General features: G+C 62.1%; 15 protein-coding genes, 1 tRNA gene and 2 pseudogenes. 10 read left to right on the plus strand and 8 right to left on the minus strand.

Features of this window, described 5'->3' with window-relative positions; all coding sequences use genetic code 11:
* Positions 1-53: 53 nt before the first annotated feature.
* Positions 54-1469 carry a sigma-54-dependent Fis family transcriptional regulator gene (locus J4E53_RS05680; RefSeq protein WP_103308164.1) on the minus strand — a complete coding sequence of 472 codons (1416 nt, stop codon included), beginning with the start codon at positions 1467-1469 and terminating at the stop codon, positions 54-56.
* 176 nt (positions 1470-1645) lie between these two features.
* Between J4E53_RS05680 and J4E53_RS05685 the strand changes: the two genes are divergently transcribed.
* The 3 genes and pseudogenes from J4E53_RS05685 to J4E53_RS31020 form a co-directional block, all read left to right on the plus strand.
* The gene (locus J4E53_RS05685; protein WP_103308199.1) at positions 1646-1861 is read left to right on the plus strand and encodes a TIGR02450 family Trp-rich protein; all 216 of its coding nucleotides are present in this window, start codon (positions 1646-1648) and stop codon (positions 1859-1861) included.
* Between the two features lie 160 nt (positions 1862-2021).
* Positions 2022-2801: pseudogene (locus J4E53_RS31015) on the plus strand (PAS domain-containing protein); the annotation flags it as partial.
* A gap of 108 nt (positions 2802-2909) precedes the next feature.
* Positions 2910-3356, plus strand: a pseudogene (locus tag J4E53_RS31020) (methyl-accepting chemotaxis protein); the annotation flags it as partial.
* A gap of 21 nt (positions 3357-3377) precedes the next feature.
* On the opposite strand, the gene J4E53_RS05695 reads toward J4E53_RS31020, so the two are convergent.
* The 6 genes from J4E53_RS05695 to J4E53_RS05720 all read right to left on the minus strand — a co-directional run bounded on the left by J4E53_RS05695 (position 3378) and on the right by J4E53_RS05720 (position 10399).
* Positions 3378-4952: an ABC transporter ATP-binding protein gene (locus J4E53_RS05695; RefSeq protein WP_103308200.1), complete on the minus strand. Its 1575-nt coding sequence runs from the start codon at positions 4950-4952 to the stop codon at positions 3378-3380.
* Between the two features lie 26 nt (positions 4953-4978).
* Complete coding sequence (locus J4E53_RS05700; RefSeq protein ID WP_060738097.1) at positions 4979-6001, minus strand: ABC transporter permease; 1023 nt, start codon at positions 5999-6001, stop codon at positions 4979-4981.
* Positions 6001-7059, minus strand: coding sequence for a microcin C ABC transporter permease YejB (locus tag J4E53_RS05705; RefSeq protein ID WP_103308166.1), 1059 nt, complete (start codon positions 7057-7059; stop codon positions 6001-6003). The genes J4E53_RS05700 and J4E53_RS05705 overlap by 1 nt, the downstream gene beginning before the upstream one ends.
* Positions 7059-8927 carry an extracellular solute-binding protein gene (locus tag J4E53_RS05710; RefSeq protein WP_103308167.1) on the minus strand — a complete coding sequence of 623 codons (1869 nt, stop codon included), beginning with the start codon at positions 8925-8927 and terminating at the stop codon, positions 7059-7061. The genes J4E53_RS05705 and J4E53_RS05710 overlap by 1 nt, the downstream gene beginning before the upstream one ends.
* 224 nt (positions 8928-9151) lie before the next feature.
* Complete coding sequence (locus J4E53_RS05715) at positions 9152-9433, minus strand: peptidylprolyl isomerase (RefSeq protein WP_060738094.1); 282 nt, start codon at positions 9431-9433, stop codon at positions 9152-9154.
* A gap of 96 nt (positions 9434-9529) precedes the next feature.
* Complete coding sequence (locus tag J4E53_RS05720) at positions 9530-10399, minus strand: triacylglycerol lipase (RefSeq protein WP_103308168.1); 870 nt, start codon at positions 10397-10399, stop codon at positions 9530-9532.
* Between the two features lie 323 nt (positions 10400-10722).
* On the opposite strand from J4E53_RS05720, the gene J4E53_RS05725 reads away from it, so the two are divergent.
* Positions 10723-11784, plus strand: a complete 1062-nt coding sequence (locus J4E53_RS05725) for a hypothetical protein (RefSeq protein ID WP_237140789.1) — start codon at positions 10723-10725, stop codon at positions 11782-11784.
* A gap of 156 nt (positions 11785-11940) precedes the next feature.
* On the opposite strand, the gene J4E53_RS05730 is transcribed toward J4E53_RS05725, so the two are convergent.
* Positions 11941-13011: a 3-deoxy-7-phosphoheptulonate synthase gene (locus J4E53_RS05730; protein ID WP_060738091.1), complete on the minus strand. Its 1071-nt coding sequence runs from the start codon at positions 13009-13011 to the stop codon at positions 11941-11943.
* Between the two features lie 614 nt (positions 13012-13625).
* On the opposite strand from J4E53_RS05730, the gene J4E53_RS05735 reads away from it, so the two are divergent.
* The 6 genes from J4E53_RS05735 (at position 13626) to J4E53_RS05760 (ending at position 18155) form a co-directional block, all read left to right on the plus strand.
* Complete coding sequence (locus J4E53_RS05735) at positions 13626-14387, plus strand: carbon-nitrogen hydrolase family protein (RefSeq protein ID WP_103308169.1); 762 nt, start codon at positions 13626-13628, stop codon at positions 14385-14387.
* Between the two features lie 7 nt (positions 14388-14394).
* On the plus strand, positions 14395-14829 hold the full coding sequence (locus J4E53_RS05740; RefSeq protein ID WP_103308170.1) for an N-acetyltransferase: 435 nt from the start codon (positions 14395-14397) through the stop codon (positions 14827-14829).
* A 126-nt stretch (positions 14830-14955) separates the two neighbouring features.
* Positions 14956-15597, plus strand: coding sequence for a UvrY/SirA/GacA family response regulator transcription factor (gene uvrY, locus J4E53_RS05745; protein WP_003200277.1), 642 nt, complete (start codon positions 14956-14958; stop codon positions 15595-15597).
* Between the two features lie 2 nt (positions 15598-15599).
* Positions 15600-17423, plus strand: coding sequence for an excinuclease ABC subunit UvrC (gene uvrC, locus J4E53_RS05750; protein WP_092170234.1), 1824 nt, complete (start codon positions 15600-15602; stop codon positions 17421-17423).
* Positions 17424-17455: 32 nt separating this feature from the next.
* Positions 17456-18016 (plus strand): CDP-diacylglycerol--glycerol-3-phosphate 3-phosphatidyltransferase, encoded by a 561-nt coding sequence (gene pgsA, locus J4E53_RS05755; RefSeq protein WP_092198777.1) that lies wholly within the window; start codon positions 17456-17458, stop codon positions 18014-18016.
* A 63-nt stretch (positions 18017-18079) separates the two neighbouring features.
* Positions 18080-18155, plus strand: a tRNA-Gly gene (locus tag J4E53_RS05760).
* Positions 18156-18321 lie beyond the last annotated feature (166 nt).

Raw genomic sequence — 18321 nt, forward strand, 5'->3', positions numbered from 1 at the left:
GGAGCGCAAAGCGCTCCAAAACCGGCAGTCTATATTTTGAGAATGAAGTCTCTCTATTGAGACTCGGCAATCCCCAACGCCACCATCTTCTTGTACAACGTCGATCTCCCCAGCCCCAACCGCTCGGCCGCTTCCACCACTTTGCCGCCGCATTGCGCGAGGGTGGTTTCGATCAATTGTCGGTCGAAGCGCGCCCGGGCCTGGCTGAAGGTTTCCTGGGGCAGGGGTTCGTAGCTCACGTCCGCCGGGCGCGTCACCGGCATGAAGGTCCCGATGGCGGCGCGGATGTCCGCCGCCGTGAGCATCAGGTCATCGCTGAGCAGCGCGGCCCGTTCCAGCACATTGCGCAGCTCGCGGATGTTGCCCGGCCAGGCGTGTTGCCGCAGCAGGTCGAGGGCGGCGGGGTTCAGTTCGTGCTGGCTGCGCAACTCTTCCAGGATCGCCTCGCTCAGGGCTGGCAGGTCATCGAGGCGTTCGCGCAACGGTGGGACCTGGATCGGCAATACGTTGAGGCGGTAATACAGGTCGGCGCGGAACTCTCCGCGCTTGATCGCCACTTCCAGGTCCATGGAGGTGGCGGCGATGATTCGCACGTCGCTTTGCAACACCTCGTTGGAGCCCACCGGTTCGTACTCTTTTTCCTGGAGCACACGCAGCAGTTTGCTTTGCAGCGGCAGCGGCATGTCGCCGATCTCGTCGAGGAACAGCGTGCCGCCCTGGGCAATCTGCAGTTTGCCGGCACGGCCTTTGCGGTCGGCCCCGGTAAAGGCCCCGGGGGCGGTGCCGAAGAACTCGGCCTCCAGCAGCGATTCAGGAATCGCCGCGCTGTTGATGCTGACGAACGCCTTGTGCGCCCGCGGCGAAGCGCTGTGGATGGCCTGGGCCAGCAGTTCCTTGCCGGTGCCGGTTTCGCCCAGCAGCAGCACCGGCGAATCGGCGCTGGCGCTGCGTCGGGCACGGCGCTTGACCTCAAGGCCGGCGCTGCTGGTGCCAATGAAATGGGCGAAGTTGTACTTGGTTTGCCGCGCCCGTAGCAATGAGCGGGTGGAGGCCAGTTCTTCCTGCATGCTCAGGTAGCGCTTGAGCATCGGCGACAGGCTGTGCAATTCATCGAACAAGGCAAAGCCGATGGCACCGATCACCGCGCCCGCGCTGTCGTGGATCGGCAGGCGCATCACCACCAGCGGCTCCTTGGGCGTGTCCTGCATGTCCAGCAGGATCGGGCGCCCGGTGCGCACCACTTCGCGCAACAGGCTGCTGGGAATCACGCTCTCGCACGCCCGGCCAATGGCTTCCTGGGCCGAGTTCAGGCCGAAACGGCGGGCGTAGCGTTCGTTCATCCAGACGATATTCGCGTCACGGTCGACAATCACCGTGCCTTCGCTGGACTGCTCGATGATCTCGAACAACGAACGGATCGCCAGCGTGCGCACGCGCTTGTAATCCTTGAGGCTTTCGGTGGGGTTCATCGGGCATTTCCAGAGAGGAGGGATTTGCCGGCAGCCATGGACGGGTGCCAAGAGCCGCATTATGCCGGGGGAAGTCCCAGGATCGAAGTGCCACGGCTATTTTCGGGGTTAACTTGTACGGTCAGCTATTTTTGTACATGATCCTGCTCCGGTTTCCTGCCTTTTGTGGAGAACACGTGAACACATTCAATCCCCGTAAGTTGAAGCTCTCCAAGTGGACGGCCTGCGCGCCAGTCAATCGGGAAAAGCATTTTCTGGTCACAGAATTGATCTTTGACGAGACGGGAGCGCCTGTAAAGGTTGAGCTTCAGGCAGTGCACAGCGGGCGGGTGGAGCTGTTCGACTGGTCAGAGTTGCGCGATGACAAGCGCTGGAAAATCGGTTGGCATTGAGCCGTTGGGTGAAATGTTCCGGTTTCGTTATTTCTTGTACAAATAAATAAAATTGTACAACTTATGGGGAGATAGTGGCTTAATGGTTCCTCTCTAGCAAACAAGGCAACGTGCCTTCAGTTGGCTACGGCCAAGCACTTACGTTTCCGGAGTGGTATCCATGTTCATCAGCACCCGCAAGCATCAGGAAACCTTGCGCCCGATCCAGGCCAGGCGGGCTATTCTCGAGACCGAGCGAGCCGCTTTCCATCAGGCAATGGCGATTATCGAACTCGATCCGGCGGGGCAGGTGCTCGGCGCCAATGCGTTGTTCCTGAAGATGCTGGGCTATTCCCTCGAGGACATTCAGGGCAAGCATCACCAGATGTTCTGCGAGCCTGCCTACGCGCGCAGTCGGGAATATGCCGCTGTGTGGCAGCAGGTGGGGCAAGGCCAGAGTGTCGATGCACAGCTCTTGCACCTGGCCCGGGATGGACATTGGTTGTGGGTGGAGGCTCGTTACATCCCGGTGCTGGACCAGGAGGGAAAGCTGCAACGCATCATTGAAGTGGCCCGGGACATCAGTGAGCGTGTCCTCCGGAGCCAGACCGAGTCCAGCTTCAGGCACGCGATCGACCGCTCCATGGCGGTCATCGAGTTCGACCTCAATGGTCAGGTGGTGAATGCCAATGCGAATTTCCTCAAGGTGATGGGCTATCGCCTGGAGGAGGTTTGCGGCCAGCACCACCGCCTGTTCTGCAAGCCCAGTGAGGTCCAAAGTGACGCGTATCGCGGGTTCTGGGCTGGATTGAATCGGGGGGAGTATATGACCGGCTTGTTCCAGCGGATCGACAAGCAAGGCGCCACGGTCTGGTTGCAGGCAACCTACAACCCGCTCTACGACGCCCAGGGAAGATTGTATGGGGTGGTCAAGTTCGCCACCGATCACACCCGCGAGGTCGAGCAGCGCCAGAGCGAATCCAACGCGGCGCGGCTGGCCTTCGAGACATCCCGGCAGACTGACGAGCACACCCAGCTTGGCACGGCGGTTGTCCAGGAAACGGTCACCGTGGTGCAAAGCATCGCCGATGAACTCCAGCGAGTGGCCACGGGAATCAGTGCGCTGAGCGCCCAGTCCGAGGAAATCGGCAGCATCGTCGATGCCATCCGGGGGATCGCCGAGCAGACCAACCTGCTCGCGCTCAATGCGGCCATCGAAGCGGCGCGCGCCGGGGAACAGGGGCGGGGGTTCGCCGTGGTCGCCGACGAAGTGCGCAACCTGGCACGGCGCACGAGCCAGGCCACGGTGGCCATCACCGAAGTCGTCGGCAAGAACCGCGACCTCGCCAGGCAAGCGGTGACCAGCATGCAGTCCAGCACCCTCAAGGCGGAGCAGGGCGTGAAGCTGGCGAACCAGGCGGGCACCGTTATCCTCGACATCCACCGAGGGGCGCAGCAGGTCGTGGAGGCCATTGGCGAATTTGCCCAAGCGCTGGATCAGCGCCGCGACAGTTGAGCGCTGGAGTCGCGGCGGCCTTTACCTGGGAAGTGCCGCCGCCAACAGCTCTTTGGTATAGGGATGCTGGGGTGAATCGAACACGTCGTGACTGGCGCCTTGCTCGACCACCTTGCCATCCTTGATCACGATCATGTCGTGGGCCAGGGCGCGGACCACCGCCAGGTCATGGCTGATGAACAGGTAGGTCAGGCCGTGTTTTTCCTGGAGCTGACGCAGCAGCGCGACCACTTGCTTCTGCACGGTACGGTCCAGGGCCGAGGTCGGTTCGTCCAACAGGATCAGGGCCGGCTTGAGTACCAGGGCCCGGGCGATGGCGATGCGTTGGCGCTGGCCGCCGGAAAACTCATGGGGGTAGCGGTGGCGGCTCTGTGGATCGAGGCCGACTTCCTTGAGCGCCTGGATCACCTGGGCTTCGCATTCTTCAGGGCTGGACGGGCTGTGCACCTCCAGGCCTTCGCTGATGATCTGCTGCACCGACATTCGCGGGCTGAGGCTGCCGAACGGGTCCTGGAACACCACCTGCATCTTCCTGCGCCATGGCCGCAATGCCTTGTGGGATAACTGCTCGAGGGCCTGGCCCTGGAAGTGGATGCTGCCTTCGGACTCGATCAGCCGCAGGATCGCCTGGCCGAGGGTGGACTTGCCGGAGCCGGATTCGCCGACGATGCCCAGGGTCTTGCCGCGCTGGATGCTCAGGCTGATACCGTCCACGGCGCGCAGGTATTCCTTGCGCCGGAACAGCCCGCCGCCCAGGGCAAAGCTGACGCGCAGGTCCCGCACCTGCAGCACGTCTTCGCGCTCGTCCCGGGGCAGGGCTTCGCCTTCCGGTTCGGCGTGCAGCAGCTCGCAGCTGTAGGGATGTTTCGGTGCGCTGAACAGGGTTTCGCAAGGCGCCTGCTCGACGATTTCCCCGGCCTTCATCACACACACCCGTTGGGCGATGCTGCGCACCAGGTTGAGGTCGTGACTGATCAGCAGCAAGGACATGCCGAGCCGTTGCTGCAAGGACTTGAGCAACAGCAGGATCTTGCGTTGCACGGTCACGTCCAGGGCGGTGGTCGGTTCGTCGGCGATCAACAGCTCCGGCTCGCAGGCCAGGGCCATGGCGATCATCACCCGTTGCCGCTGGCCCCCGGACAGTTGATGGGGGTAGGCCTTGAGCCGCTCGGCGGGTTTCTGAATGCCCACCAGGGCCAGCAGCTCCAGAATGCGCTGGCGCGCCGCCTTGCCGCCCAGGCCCCGGTGCAGCATCAGGGTTTCACCGATCTGTTTCTCGACGCTGTGCAGCGGGTTCAGCGACGTCATCGGTTCCTGGAAGATCATGGCGATGCGGTTGCCGCGCAACTCCCGCAGGGTCTTGGCCTCGGCGCCCAGCAGTTCCTGGCCGCGATAGCGAATGCTGCCGGTGGTGCGGGTGCCGGTCTCGGGCAGCAATTGCAGGATCGAATGGGCCGTCACCGACTTGCCGGAACCCGACTCGCCCACCAATGCCAGGCACTCGCCGGGGCGGATGTCCAGGCACAGGTTGCGCACCACCGTCTGGTCGTTGAAGGCCACGCTCAGGTCGCGGATTTCGATCAGGTTGTCGCTCATCTCAAGGTTCCGCTTCATGGTTGTTTTCAAGAGCGTGGGTCGAACGCGTCTCGCAACGCTTCGCCGATAAACACCAACAGGGAAAGAATCAGGGCCAGGGTGAAAAACGCCGTCAGCCCCAGCCATGGCGCTTGCAGGTTCTGTTTGCCCTGGGCGATCAACTCGCCCAGGGAGGCGCTGCCGGCCGGCATGCCGAAGCCAAGAAAATCCAGGGCGGTGAGGGTGGAGATTGCCCCGGTGAGGATGAAGGGCAGGTAGCTCAGGGTGGCGTTCATAGCGTTGGGCAGGATATGCCGCACGATCACCTTGCGATCACTGAGCCCCAGGGCCCTGGCCGCCTTGACGTACTCCAGGTTGCGCCCGCGCAGGAACTCGGCGCGGACCACGTCCACCAGGGCCAGCCAGGAAAACAGCGCCATGATCCCCAGCAGCCACCAGAAGTTCGGCTCGACGAAGCCGGACAGGATGATCAACAGGTAGAGCACTGGCAGGCCGGACCAGACTTCCAGCAGGCGCTGCCCGAGCAGATCCACCCAGCCGCCGTAATACCCCTGCAACGCACCGGCGGCGATGCCGATCAGCGCGCTGATGGCGGTCAGGGCCAGGGCGAACAGGATTGACACCCGGGCGCCGAAGATCACCCGGGCCAGCACGTCCCGGGACTGGTCATCGGTGCCCAGCCAGTTCACCGCCGAGGGAGGGCTCGGGGCCGGCTGGTTGAGGTCGTAGTTGGGGGTGTCGTCGCTGAACGGAATCGGTGGAAACCACAGCCAGCCGCCGTCCTTGTGGATCAGGTTCTGCACGTAGCTGCTGCGGTAGTCGGCCTGGAACGGCAGTTGCCCGCCAAATTCCTGCTCGGTGTGGCGCTTGAATACCGGGAAATACAGGGAGCCCTGGTAGCTCACCACCAGTGGCTTGTCATTGGCGATCAACTCGCCGCCCAGGCTCAGGATGAACAGGCCGATGAACAGCCACAACGACCACCAGCCCCGGCGGTTTTTCCTGAAGCGCTCGAAGCGTCGGCGGCCCAAGGGGGAAAGCTTGAACATCAGGCGTTCCTCGCGGCGAAGTCGATGCGCGGGTCCACCAGGGTGTAGCAGAGGTCGCCGATGAGTTTGATCAGCAGGCCGAACAGCGTGAAGATGAACAGCGAGCCGAACACCACCGGATAATCCCGGGACACCGCGGCCTCGTAGCTCATGCGGCCCAGCCCGTCGAGGGAAAAGATCACCTCGATCAGCAAGGAGCCGGCAAAGAACACGCTGATGAACGCCTGGGGAATACCGGAGACCACCAGCAGCATCGCATTGCGGAACACGTGACCGTAGAGCACCCGCCGTTCGCTCATGCCCTTGGCCCGCGCCGTGACCACGTACTGGCGGGTGATTTCATTGAGGAACGAGTTCTTGGTCAGGATCGTCAGGGTGGCGAAGCCGCCGATCACCAGCGAGGTGACCGGCAGCACCAGGTGCCAGAAATAATCGGCGATCTTGCCCAGCGTCGACAGCGACTCGAAGTTGTCCGACACCAGCCCGCGCACCGGAAACCAGTTCAGCGAGGTGCCGCCGGCGAATACCACGATCAGGAACATCGCGAAGAGGAACGCCGGCATGGCGTAGCCAATGATGATCGCGGTGCTGCTCCACACGTCGAATGCCGAGCCGTGGCGCACGGCCTTGCGAATGCCCAGGGGAATCGACACCAGGTAGGTGATCAAGGTCGCCCAGAGTCCGAGGGAAATGGTCACCGGCATCTTTTCCAGGATCAGGTCGGTGACCGTGGCGCCGCGGAAGAAGCTCTTGCCGAAGTCGAGGCGTGCATAGCTGCTGAGCATCAGCCACAGGCGCTCGTGGGCCGGTTTATCGAAGCCGTATTGTTTCTCGATGTCCTTGATCAGTTGCGGGTCCAGGCCGCGACTGGCGCGGGAATGGCCGCTCATCTCACTGCCAGAACCGCCGACGCTGCTGCCGCCGATGCCTTGCAGGTGGGCGATGGCCTGTTCCACCGGCCCGCCGGGTGCGGCCTGCACGATGACGAAGTTCACCAGCAGGATAATCACCAGTGTGGGAATGATCAGCAGCAGGCGCCGCGCGATATAAGCCCACATCAATGCGGCCCTCCAGGTGTGCCGCGCCTGATGCGTTCGGCGCGCATTTGTTCGTTGGTCAACGGTGTGGTGCTCACTTCCCACCAGCTTTCGATGGCTTCGTCATTGCTGGCCTGAACCTTGGGCATGCCGAAGCGGTTCCACCACACGGTCGAGCTGCCCGGCGGGTAATAGTTGGGGATCCAGTAGTAATTCCATTGCAGCACCCGGTCCAGGGCGTGGGCATGGCGCAGCATGTCGGCTTGGGTGCTGGCCTTGACCAGGCCGTCGATCAGCGCGTCCACCGCCGGGTTCTTCAAGGCCATGTAGTTGTTGGCCCCTGGATCGTTGGCGGCCGCCGAACCGAAGTAGTTGTAGAGTTCCATGCCCGGCGAGGTGCTGACGGGGTAGCCGGTGATGATCATGTCGTAGTCGCGACTCATCAGGCGATTGACGTACTGGGAGGCGTCGATGCGGCGAATGCTCATGTCGATGCCGATTTGCGCCAGGGTACGTTTGTAGGGCAGCAGCAGGCGGTCGATACCGTTCTGGCTGTTCAGGAAGGTAAAGCTCAGCGGTTCGCCCTCGGCATTCACCAGGCGGTCGCCGTCGGGTTTCCAGCCGGCCTGTTCCAACAGGGCCAGGGCTTGCAATTGTTTGTCACGGATCACGCCGCTGCCATCGGTTTTCGGGGCCTGGAAGACCTGGGTGAAGACTTCGTCGGGAATCTGCCCGCGCAGCGGCTCCAGAATCGCCAGCTCGCCGGCATCGGGCAGTTTTCGGGCGGCGAGGTCAGTGTTGGAGAAGTAACTCTGCTGACGCACATAGACGTTGCGCATCATCTGGCGGTTGCTCCATTCGAAATCCCAGAGCATGGCCAGGGCCTGGCGCACGCGGCGGTCCTGGAACTGCGGTTTTTGCAGGTTGAAGACAAAGCCCTGGGCGCTCTGGGGCGCCTCTTTGGCCAGGTGGGCCTTTTGCAGGCGGCCGTTCTGCAGGGCCGGGCCGTCGTAGCCGATGGAATAGCCGGTGGCGGAGAATTCGCGATTGTAGTCATAGGCGCCGCCGCGCAGCACCTGGCGGGCGACGTCAGTGTCGCCAAAATACTCGATGCTGAAATGGTCGAAATTGTAGAGCCCGCGACTGACCGGCAAATCCTTGCCCCACCAATCGGCATTGCGCTCGAACGTGATGCTGCGCCCGGAATCGACTTTGCTCACCCGGTAGGGGCCACTGCCCAGCGGCGCCTCGTAGCCGCCGCCGTTGGCGAAGTCGCGCGTCTTCCACCAATGTTCGGGAAAGACCGGCAGGGTGGCGATGTCCAGGGGCAGGGTGCGGCTTTCGTTGTTCTTGAAGTCGAAGCGCACGGTGCGCTCGTCCTCGACCACGACGTCCTTGACCGCCGCGAACTGGGTGCGATAGCGCAGGCTGCCTTGGGTCATCAACAGCTCGAAGCTGTAGCGCACGTCCTGGGCGGTGATGGGCTTGCCATCGGCGAAGCGGGCCTTGGGGTTGAGGTAGAAGCGCAGGGACAGGCCATCGTCGGCACGCTCCATCTTCTGCGCCACCAGGCCATAGACGGTATAGGGTTCATCCAGCGAGCGCTGGGCCAGTGGCGAGTAGAGCATCCCATCGATCTGGCTGACGCCGATGCCTTTGTCGATGTAGGGCAGGATGTGGTCGAAGTGGCCAATTTCCACGGCCGAGCGGCGCATGGTCCCACCTTTTGGGGCCTGGGGGTTGGCGTAGGCGAAGTGGCCGAAGCCTTCGGCATATTTGGCGGGTTCGCCATAGACGGTCAGGGCATGTTGCGGTGCTGCATCGACGCCGGCGGCGCCTGTCAGCAGGACCACGGCAATCAATAGCAGTGAAGGGAACGCCAGTCGCATTGTCAGCCTTAGAGCCGGGTGATCGATGACACGATTTGTACGCGAGCGGCGCCTTAATCGCCAGTCCCCTGTAGCGAGGGGATTGTTCCTGCCAGGTGGGCACAAAACCTGTGGGAAACAAGGTCTGTGGGAGCAAGGCTTGCCCGCGATGGCCGCGCCGCGGTCCAACAGCTAAACCGCGTTATCGTTTCATCGCGGGCAAGCCTTGCTCCCACAAGGGGCCATCAGTCCTGGCGGCTGGTGACTTCCAGCAGGTGGTAGCCGAACTGGGTCTTGACCGGGCCCTGGACGGTATTGATCGGTGCGCTGAACACCACGGTGTCGAATTCCTTGACCATCTGGCCCGGGCCGAACGAACCCAGGTCGCCGCCCTGACGGCTGGACGGGCAGGAGGAGTTGGCCTTGGCCACTTCGGCGAAGTCGGCACCGGCTTCGATCTGGGCCTTGAGTTCGTTGCACTTGTCTTCGGTGGCAACCAGGATGTGGCGGGCAGTGGCTTTGGCCATGGGGCAAATTCCTTTCGATGTGTTTAAAGGTGTTGAGCCTACCGGATTCACTGACGGGGTGTTGTCAAAATTGCGTCAAAACCTTGGACCTGGCGATCAAAGGCCGGCTTTGCGCAGGCGCTCGGCGTGGCGCAGGTAAAGCTCTGTGGGGTCCGTTCCCTTGCATGCCTTGCCGCCTCCCGGGCTGATCGCCTCCAGGTGGTCCATGGGGTAGTCGGAGCGAATGACCTTGCCCAGGTGCGAACTGAAGCGCCCGACCAGGCCGTCGTTCTGCCCGGCTTCGGTGATGAAGTATTCGGAAAAGGCGCGGCAGAAAGCCTGCGAAGGCTCCCGTTCTTTATCCGTCGCCTCTGGCAACGTGCCGCTCCATGAGTAGTAGCGCACGCCGTTGACCCGGTCCGGACCGTTCCCGCCCCAGTGCTTCGGCAGGCCCTGTGGATACTTGTCATTAAAGGCGCCTACGCCCTCGGTGGTCAGCGCCGACAGCGCGGCGACAGCGGCCGGCGATAGCTGGGCCTGGCCGTCCAGCAGCGAGATGAAATCGGCGAACAGCGTGGCGACGCCTCTTGCCACGTGCCCTGGCAGCCGTCCGGGCGTGAGGGCCTTGCGCAGGAAGTCGGCCAGTTCGGAGCCATGGTTGGGGCCGCTGACCGAGGTGACCGAGGCCACCCTGTCGGGTGCCAGCGCGGCGGCATACCGGGCGGCCAGCGCACCCTGGCTGTGGCCGATCAGATTGACCCGGGTGGTGCCGGTGCCGGCCAGGACCCGATCGATCTGAACCAGCAGTTGTTCGCCCCTGGCTTCGTTGGAGTGGGTGGCCGACAAGTGCGGGATGAACACCCGGGCACCGCCTGCGCGCAGGGCCTGTTTGATGCCATGGAAAAGTTCGAAGCCGCCGATCTGGTCAAACCCGAACAACCCATGAACCAAGAGGATGGGAAATTGAGTGGTTGCATTCCGTTGCATGTTCGTACCTTTTTCGAAGAGGTTCACCTTTAATTTGCGACTTCACTCTAATGCAGGCTCATCGTGTGCGGTGTAGGAAGAAACCGCCCTGATCCAGAGAAACCGGAATAAAAAAAGTGGGAAGAATGGGAGCTAACCCGGCGGTACTTGAGGATGTAGGAGGCCTCCTATAACCGCTGTCGTTTGCGGCTACAGGTTTGAGCGCCAAGGACCACTCGCGCTGTCGTGTTGTCTGGCTGCGGGGTTGGTGCGAGCGGGTTTTAATGGTTCCGCCGGGCGCCGTTATTCAAACGGTGCCTTCATCCAAGGACTGGAGCCTGTACATGATCACCTATCCATCGCTTCAACGATCCCGTTCAACCCCAGCAACAAGGCTGCCGCCACCGGTCCTGGCAGCGGCCAGGGACGGGGTGATCAACCCCGCCTGGCGCAACGCCGTGGTGACCGTCAAGCCTTATCCCATGATGACCTGCGGGGATGAAGTGGTGCTGCGTTGGCACGGCCTCAACAACGATGGCGAACCCTACCGGTATGAAGTGGCCGGGTTCGTCACGGAGCGGCAAGTGGGGCGAGACGTCGTGTTCGTCGTGCGCGAACCGCATATCGCCGAGTTGGACGGCGGCTCGCTGGAGATCTCCTATCAGGTGACGGGCAAGCGGTTGCCGGCCACACTGTTTTCGGAACACCTGCAACTGGAGATCGGCGATGCATCGCCGCAACTGCTGCCAGCCGTTGCCAACGATGCGGTGAGGGGCAGCCTCGATCCGAGTCGGGTGTCCGAAGGAACGTGGGTGAGCATTCGGCCCTACGCCAGGATGGCGGTCGGCGATCGGTTGATCCTGACTGCCAGCAAGGATTTCAAAGCGCTGTGGCGCGATGTGCTGGACATAGAAGCCCATGCGGTGGGTCGTGAGGTATCGCTCTGGATCGATCATTCGCTGATCGCGCCCCATTCTGGACACGACCTGGCCCTGACCTATGTCGTCAGGCGTGGACACTCGGTGCGTCGGGCTGAGCCCTTGTCGTTGCACATCGGCCCGTTGCAGCGCCTGGCCTTGAAGGCCCTTCAGATTCGGGAGATGAACGACGGCTGGCTGGAGGTCGACGACCTGCAAGAGGGGGTGACGATTGTCATCGATGATCCCGGGCTTGAGGCGGGCGAGTTGGTCTGGTTGCAGTGCAATGGCAACTCCGCTTATGTGCTTGAGCGCGAAATCACCGAGGCCACGGCAGGTAAACCGCTCATGTTCGTGATTCCCGCAAGTTACTGGCAGGACCAGCGCGACAGGTCGGTGAGCGTGTTCTATCAGGTCGAACGCCTGGAGGACGTCAGCCAGCGCTCCGAGTGGGTGACGGTCCGGGTGCGTTCCAGCGCGTCAGGCTGAGGCCAGTCCCGGGCAACCCTGGTGGGAGTGAGCTTGCTCGCGATGACAGTGTGTCAGGCAACCCAAGGCTGGCTGAACTGACGCCATCGCGAGCAAGCTCGCTCCCACAAAGAGCTCCACTTGCCCCTGGTTCCAGGGGCAGGTGGGTTCGGGACCTCAGGCGGGCAATTGCAACCGGCGATGAGCCTCGCGCAACAGCTGCTCGGTGGACTCCCAGCCCAGGCAGCCATCGGTGACCGAGACGCCGTAGCGCATCGACGGGCCCAGTGGCTGGCAGCCTTCGAACAGGTGGCTTTCGAGCATCATGCCGATCAGGGAGCGGTTCCCTTGCAGCCGTTGTTCCAGCACGTCATCGAACACCTGCGGCTGACGCAGCGGGTCCTTGCCGCTGTTGGCGTGGCTGCAGTCCACCATGATCCGGGCGGGTATCTTGAGGCGGGTCAGGTCGCTGTGTATCTGCGTGACGCTCTGGCGGTCATAGTTCGGTCCGCGATGGCCGCCGCGCAGCACCAGGTGGGTGTCGGGGTTGCCTGGGGTCTGGATGATCGCCGGATGGCCCTGGCTATCGACACCGAAATGCCGATGGGGGTGGGCGGCGGAGCGCATGGCGTCGCAGGCAATGCCGACCCCGCCGTCCGTGCCGTTCTTGAACCCCACCGGCATGCCCAGCCCGCTGGCCATCTCCCGGTGGATCTGCGATTCGGTGGTGCGAGCGCCAATGGCGACCCAACTGAGCAGGTCATCGAAGTAACTGGCGGCCATGGGTTGCAGCAGTTCGGTGGCGACGGGCAGGCCCAGTTGCAGCATTTCGCGCATCAACTCCCGGGACAAGGTCAGGCCGGCGGCCATGTCGTCGCTGCCATCCAGGCCGGGATCGTAGGCCAGGCCTTTCCAACCCACAGTCGTGCGGGGCTTTTCCACGTAGGCGCGCATGACCAAGAACATGCTGTCGCTCACTTCGTGGGCTACGCGAGCCAGGTTGGCGGCATATTCGAGGGCGGATTTGGGGTCATGGATCGAGCAGGGGCCGACGATGACCAGCAGGCGGGCATCTTCGCCGTTGAGGATCGCGCGGATGGCCTGGCGATGGGCGCTCACTTGGTGGCTCAACGCGGTGCTGAGCGGCAATTGATGCTTGAGTTGCAACGAACTCGGCAGACGCAGGGTCAGGGCTTCGTTGGCAGGGTTGAGCGTGGACAGCGGCAAAGCAGAGACGGACGAATTCATGATCTGGCTTCCTGGACGGGCAGCGGGTTCGTTCCCGCGCCGGTCCTAGTGGGGTGTTCGACAATTGGCCGTATGGGCCCGCAATTGAGGCTTGCCACCGGTAGGTGACCGATCGGAGGCGGCAGGCTGTCCCGAGCGGTGGCTGGTAAATCGCCAGGCGGAAAAACTGTCGTAACGGTAATAAGTGGCGTAGTTCATGGCTCAATCCTCAAGTTGTCTGGTGCTGCAAATGTATGGGGCCGGAAAAACAAAACCCCCGGTCGGGAGGCCGACCGGGGGTTTGGAAAACTCTGGAAGGCGACCCGTTTTAAAGTGGGCGCCGGTTGGGTATCAGGCGCGCCAGTGGCTAAACCAATACCCAAAATAAAAGCTGACCGGAGTGTGAACGCTGTTCGCCCGGGCAGCCGCAACCGAGCGCGGGGCGCTGGCGGTGTCTAGCGGTGAGAGGGCGTTGAACATGGTCTGTCTCCGATGAATGGCCCTGAGCTTACTAGAGGGCAGGGCAGCGGTTCAATCAGAAAATTCTATCGAGGGCATGCAATTGTTCGCCCTGGCTTGAGTCCGCTGGGCTTTATGACAAACTTCAGGTTTGCACCGCCTTCCAGGGATGACCCATGACCGCTCCAGTCTTCGCCGCCGCCCAGTCGATTTCCGTCGCGGGAGACCTTCGCGCCAACCTCGTGTCTCATCAGCGTTTCATGCAGGCTGCCGCTGAGCAAAACGTGCAGTTGCTGGTATTCCCTGAACTGTCGCTCACCGGCTACGAACGCAGCCTGGCGGCGGAGCTGGCGATCCTGCCGGAGGATGCCGTACTGCAACCGCTGCGTGACCTGGCGCAAACGCTCGACCTGACTGCCGTGGTGGGCATGCCCATTCGGCTGTCGGCTGACGCTCCGGTGTTGATCGGCGCGTTGGTCCTCGGTGCCGACGGTTCCCTCGGGGTCTACAGCAAGCAGCATCTGCACCCGGGGGAAGAAGTCGCCTTCGCCCCAGGTCACGGTGGCTCGACGCTGACAATGGGGCAGGATCGCATCGCGCTGGCGGTGTGTGCCGATTTTTCCCACGCCAGTCATGCGGCTGCGGCAGCCGGGCAGGGCGCTACGCTCTATGCAGCAGGGGTGTTGATCACCGAGGGTGGCTACGTGCCCGATACGACGTTGCTGCAAGGCTATGCCCGGGAGCATGCCATGACCGTGCTGATGGCTAACCATGGCGGCGTCACCGGAGGCTGGGAGTCGGCTGGCCGCAGTGCCATCTGGGGCCCGGACGGTTCGTTGCTCGCGGCGGCGCCGGGTACGGGCGAGTCGTTGGTGATTGCCCGCCGCGACGTCAACGGCTGGGCCGGGCAAGTCGTGCCGGTGACAGCGCTTCAATGAGGTCTTCATGAGCTTCGAGTGGCGTGCTGCAACGAATGGGGACATTGACTTCGCCCGGCAGCTGACCTGCGACAACATGCTTCCTTATTACCTCAGGCATGATTTGCTCTGGCAGGACGAAGCGTTCGACCTGGCCTGGATCATTCGCCAGAACTGGATAATCAGTCGTGAAGGCCAGGCACTGGGCTTTGTCAGCCTCAGTCGTGATGCCCGGGCGCTGTATATCCGTGAGCTGCAGGTAAACGAGGCGTTCCGCGGGCAGGGCGCCGGTACCTGGACGATCGGACAGGTTTGGGACTTGGTGAAGTTGGAACGGCGCCCGGCGCTGCGCTTGACGGTGTTCAAGGACAATCCCGCCAGGGCGTTGTACGAACGCATGGGCCTGCGTGTCGTGGGCGAGGACGAGTGTTTCCTGAGGATGCAGCGAGACGCCGGTGCTTGACGCCTCGGATGTCGTGCCGATAAAGATGCGTTGTAACTTTTATCTGTCCCTTTGCGCTAGGTCTGCGGGATGCTTTTTGCTAAGGTGTTGTGCAACCCAAATAAGACCAAATCGTGAGGTGTCTGCTTGATTAGGGTGTTAGTGGTCGATGACCATGATCTCGTCCGTACGGGCATTACACGAATGCTGGCTGACATCGACGGCCTGCAGGTAGTTGGTCAGGCTGAATCCGGGGAGGAATCCCTGATCAAGGCGCGTGAATTGAAACCCGACGTGGTGTTGATGGACGTCAAGATGCCTGGCATCGGCGGCCTTGAAGCCACGCGCAAGCTGCTGCGCAGTCACCCGGACATCAAGGTGGTCGCGGTGACCGTCTGCGAAGAGGACCCATTCCCCACCCGGCTGCTGCAAGCGGGCGCGGCGGGCTACCTCACCAAGGGCGCTGGCTTGAACGAAATGGTCCAGGCCATTCGTCTGGTTTTTGCCGGGCAACGCTACATCAGCCCGCAGATCGCCCAGCAGTTGGCTATCAAATCGTTCCAACCGACCAACGATTCGCCTTTCGATGCGCTGTCGGAACGGGAAATCCAGATTGCCCTGATGATTGTCGGTTGCCAGAAGGTACAGATCATCTCCGACAAGCTGTGCCTGTCCCCCAAGACCGTCAACACCTACCGTTACCGTATCTTCGAGAAGCTTTCGATCAGCAGTGACGTCGAATTGACACTGTTGGCGGTGCGCCACGGCATGGTCGATGCCAGCGCCTGAAAATGACTGAATTGTTTGATCCCAGCGCGTTCCTCTCCACCTGCAGCGGTCGCCCTGGCGTGTACCGCATGTTCGACAGCGAGGCGCGCCTGCTGTATGTCGGCAAGGCCAAGAACCTCAAGAAACGCCTGGCCAGCTACTTTCGCAAGACCGGCCTGGCCCCGAAGACCTCTGCCCTGGTGGGGCGCATCGCGCAAATCGAAACGACGATCACCGCCAATGAAACCGAGGCCCTGCTGCTCGAGCAGACGCTGATCAAGGAATGGCGCCCGCCGTACAACATCCTGCTGCGCGACGACAAATCCTACCCCTACGTGTTTCTGTCCGACGGGGCGTTTCCGCGCCTGAGCATTCATCGGGGTGCCAAGAAGGCCAAGGGCAGGTATTTCGGCCCTTATCCCAGCGCCGGGGCGATTCGTGAAAGCCTCAGCCTGCTGCAGAAGACCTTCTTCGTTCGCCAGTGTGAAGACAGCTACTACAAGAACCGCACCCGGCCCTGCCTGCAGTATCAGATCAAGCGCTGCAAGGCGCCTTGCGTGGGGTTTGTCGAGCCCCAGGTCTACGCCGAGGACGTGCGTCACTCGGTGATGTTCCTGGAGGGCCGCAGCAATGCGCTGACCGATGAACTGTCGGCAGCCATGGAGGACGCGGCAGTCAACCTTGAGTTCGAACGGGCCGCCGAGCTGCGCGACCAGATCGGCCTGCTGCGCCGCGTACAAGACCAGCAAAGCATGGAAGGCGGCAGTGGCGATGTCGATGTGGTCGCCGCGTTCATCAACCCGGGCGGCGCCTGCGTGCACTTGATCAGCGTGCGCGGCGGTCGGGTTTTGGGCAGCAAGAACTTCTTTCCTCAAGTGGGCATCGAGGAAGACGTGGCCGAGGTCATGGCGGCGTTCCTGGGCCAGTACTACATCAGCAGTCCGGAACGGGACTTGCCGGCCGAGTTGATCGTCAACGTGGTTCATGAGGATTTCCCGGCCCTGATCGAAGCCATCGACAAGCTCCGCGGTCGTGAACTGACCATCAGCCACCGCGTTCGCGGCACCCGTGCCCGTTGGCAGCAACTGGCCGTGACCAACGCCGAACAGGCCCTGGGCGCGCGCCTGGCCAATCGTCAGCACGTGGCGGCGCGGTTCGATGCCCTGGCCGATGTCCTCAACCTGGATGAGCCGCCGCAGCGTCTGGAGTGCTACGACATCAGCCACTCCAGCGGCGAGGCGACCGTGGCCTCCTGCGTGGTGTTCGGCCCGGAAGGCCCGATCAAGTCTGATTACCGCCGTTACAACATCGAAGGCGTCACGCCGGGCGATGACTATGCGGCGATGCATCAGGCGTTGATGCGGCGCTTCGGCAAGCTGAAGGACGGGGAGGGCAAGTTGCCGGATATCCTCCTGGTGGACGGTGGCAAGGGCCAGTTGTCCATGGCTCGCGATGTGCTCAATGAGTTGATGGTTCCCGACCTGATCCTGCTCGGCGTGGCCAAGGGCGCGACGCGCAAGGCCGGTTTCGAGACCTTGTACCTGAACGATGCCGCTCATGAATTCACCCTCAAGGGCGATTCGCCAGCGCTGCACCTGATCCAGCAGATTCGCGACGAAGCCCACCGTTTCGCCATCACCGGACACCGTGCCCGCCGTGGCAAGACGCGCCGTACGTCTACACTTGAAGGTGTGGCAGGCGTCGGCCCGACACGCCGTCGCGACTTGTTGAAACATTTTGGTGGATTGCAGGAACTGTCTCGTGCCAGCATCGAGGAGATAGCCAAAGCACCCGGTATCAGTAAAAAGCTCGCAGAGTCGATTTATGCAAACCTGCATAGCGAGTAGAATGCCCGTCAACCTCGTAGCCAGTTGTGCCGATGAATATCCCAAACCTGATTACCGTTCTACGCGTCCTGCTCATCCCGATCTTCATATTGCTGTTCTATTTGCCGTACCACTGGAGCTACGTGGCCTCGGCCTCGGTCTTCGCCTTCGCCGCCGCGACGGACTGGCTGGACGGTTACCTGGCCCGACGCCTGGAGCAGAGCACGCCGTTCGGCGCTTTTCTCGATCCGGTGGCCGACAAGCTGATGGTCGCGGTGGCCCTGGTGCTGCTGGTGCAGGAACATGGCAACCTCTGGCTGACCTTGCCGGCGGCGGTGATCATTGGCCGCGAAATCGTCGTCTCGGCACTCCGGGAATGGATGGCCGAGCTAGGCGCTCGTGCCCAGGTCGCCGTGTCGAACCTCGGCAAATGGAAAACCGCGGCGCAGATGCTCGCGCTGGTGATCCTGCTGGCCAACCCGTCGGACTTCAGCTTCTGGGTGCTGTTGGGCTATGCGCTCCTGCTCATTTCCGCAGGCTTGACGTTGTGGTCGATGGTCCAATACCTGCGCGCCGCCTGGCCGCATCTGCGGACGGATGTAGAGCCGAAATAAAACTTTTTTGAATCAAAGGGTTGACGGCGTAATCTGAACCTATAGAATGCGCCACACCAAGACGCGGGAATAGCTCAGTTGGTAGAGCACGACCTTGCCAAGGTCGGGGTCGCGAGTTCGAGTCTCGTTTCCCGCTCCAAATATTGCGCTACAGAGTTCCACTGAATTCTGTAAGTGATTGAAATCAGGGCCTTTAGGCCCTTTTTTCGTTCCAGCGGGAACCACTGAAATCCAGCACTATCCGGTGCGTTTAAGTCCAGGATTGAGTCCAGGATTCTGACGAGCACTGAATCGGTTAAATGCTG

Origin of the sequence: Pseudomonas sp. FW305-28 (assembly GCF_017351395.1) — a bacterium.
Classification (GTDB): Bacteria; Pseudomonadota; Gammaproteobacteria; order Pseudomonadales; family Pseudomonadaceae; genus Aquipseudomonas; species Aquipseudomonas fluorescens_AA.

Excerpts from the sequence above, each read along its gene's own strand:
- J4E53_RS05695 (WP_103308200.1), bottom strand. The coding sequence starts at position 4,952 with ATGAGCGACAACCTGATCGAAATCCGCGACCTGAGCGTGGCCTTCAAC.
- J4E53_RS05720 (WP_103308168.1), bottom strand. The coding sequence starts at position 10,399 with ATGCAACGGAATGCAACCACTCAATTTCCCATCCTCTTGGTTCATGGG.
- J4E53_RS05735 (WP_103308169.1), top strand. The coding sequence starts at position 13,626 with ATGACCGCTCCAGTCTTCGCCGCCGCCCAGTCGATTTCCGTCGCGGGA.
- J4E53_RS05705 (WP_103308166.1), bottom strand. The coding sequence starts at position 7,059 with ATGTGGGCTTATATCGCGCGGCGCCTGCTGCTGATCATTCCCACACTG.
- J4E53_RS05700 (WP_060738097.1), bottom strand. The coding sequence starts at position 6,001 with ATGTTCAAGCTTTCCCCCTTGGGCCGCCGACGCTTCGAGCGCTTCAGG.
- J4E53_RS05715 (WP_060738094.1), bottom strand. The coding sequence starts at position 9,433 with ATGGCCAAAGCCACTGCCCGCCACATCCTGGTTGCCACCGAAGACAAG.
- J4E53_RS05725 (WP_237140789.1), top strand. The coding sequence starts at position 10,723 with ATGATCACCTATCCATCGCTTCAACGATCCCGTTCAACCCCAGCAACA.
- J4E53_RS05740 (WP_103308170.1), top strand. The coding sequence starts at position 14,395 with ATGAGCTTCGAGTGGCGTGCTGCAACGAATGGGGACATTGACTTCGCC.
- pgsA (WP_092198777.1), top strand. The coding sequence starts at position 17,456 with ATGAATATCCCAAACCTGATTACCGTTCTACGCGTCCTGCTCATCCCG.
- J4E53_RS05730 (WP_060738091.1), bottom strand. The coding sequence starts at position 13,011 with ATGAATTCGTCCGTCTCTGCTTTGCCGCTGTCCACGCTCAACCCTGCC.
- uvrC (WP_092170234.1), top strand. The coding sequence starts at position 15,600 with ATGACTGAATTGTTTGATCCCAGCGCGTTCCTCTCCACCTGCAGCGGT.
- J4E53_RS05680 (WP_103308164.1), bottom strand. The coding sequence starts at position 1,469 with ATGAACCCCACCGAAAGCCTCAAGGATTACAAGCGCGTGCGCACGCTG.
- J4E53_RS05710 (WP_103308167.1), bottom strand. The coding sequence starts at position 8,927 with ATGCGACTGGCGTTCCCTTCACTGCTATTGATTGCCGTGGTCCTGCTG.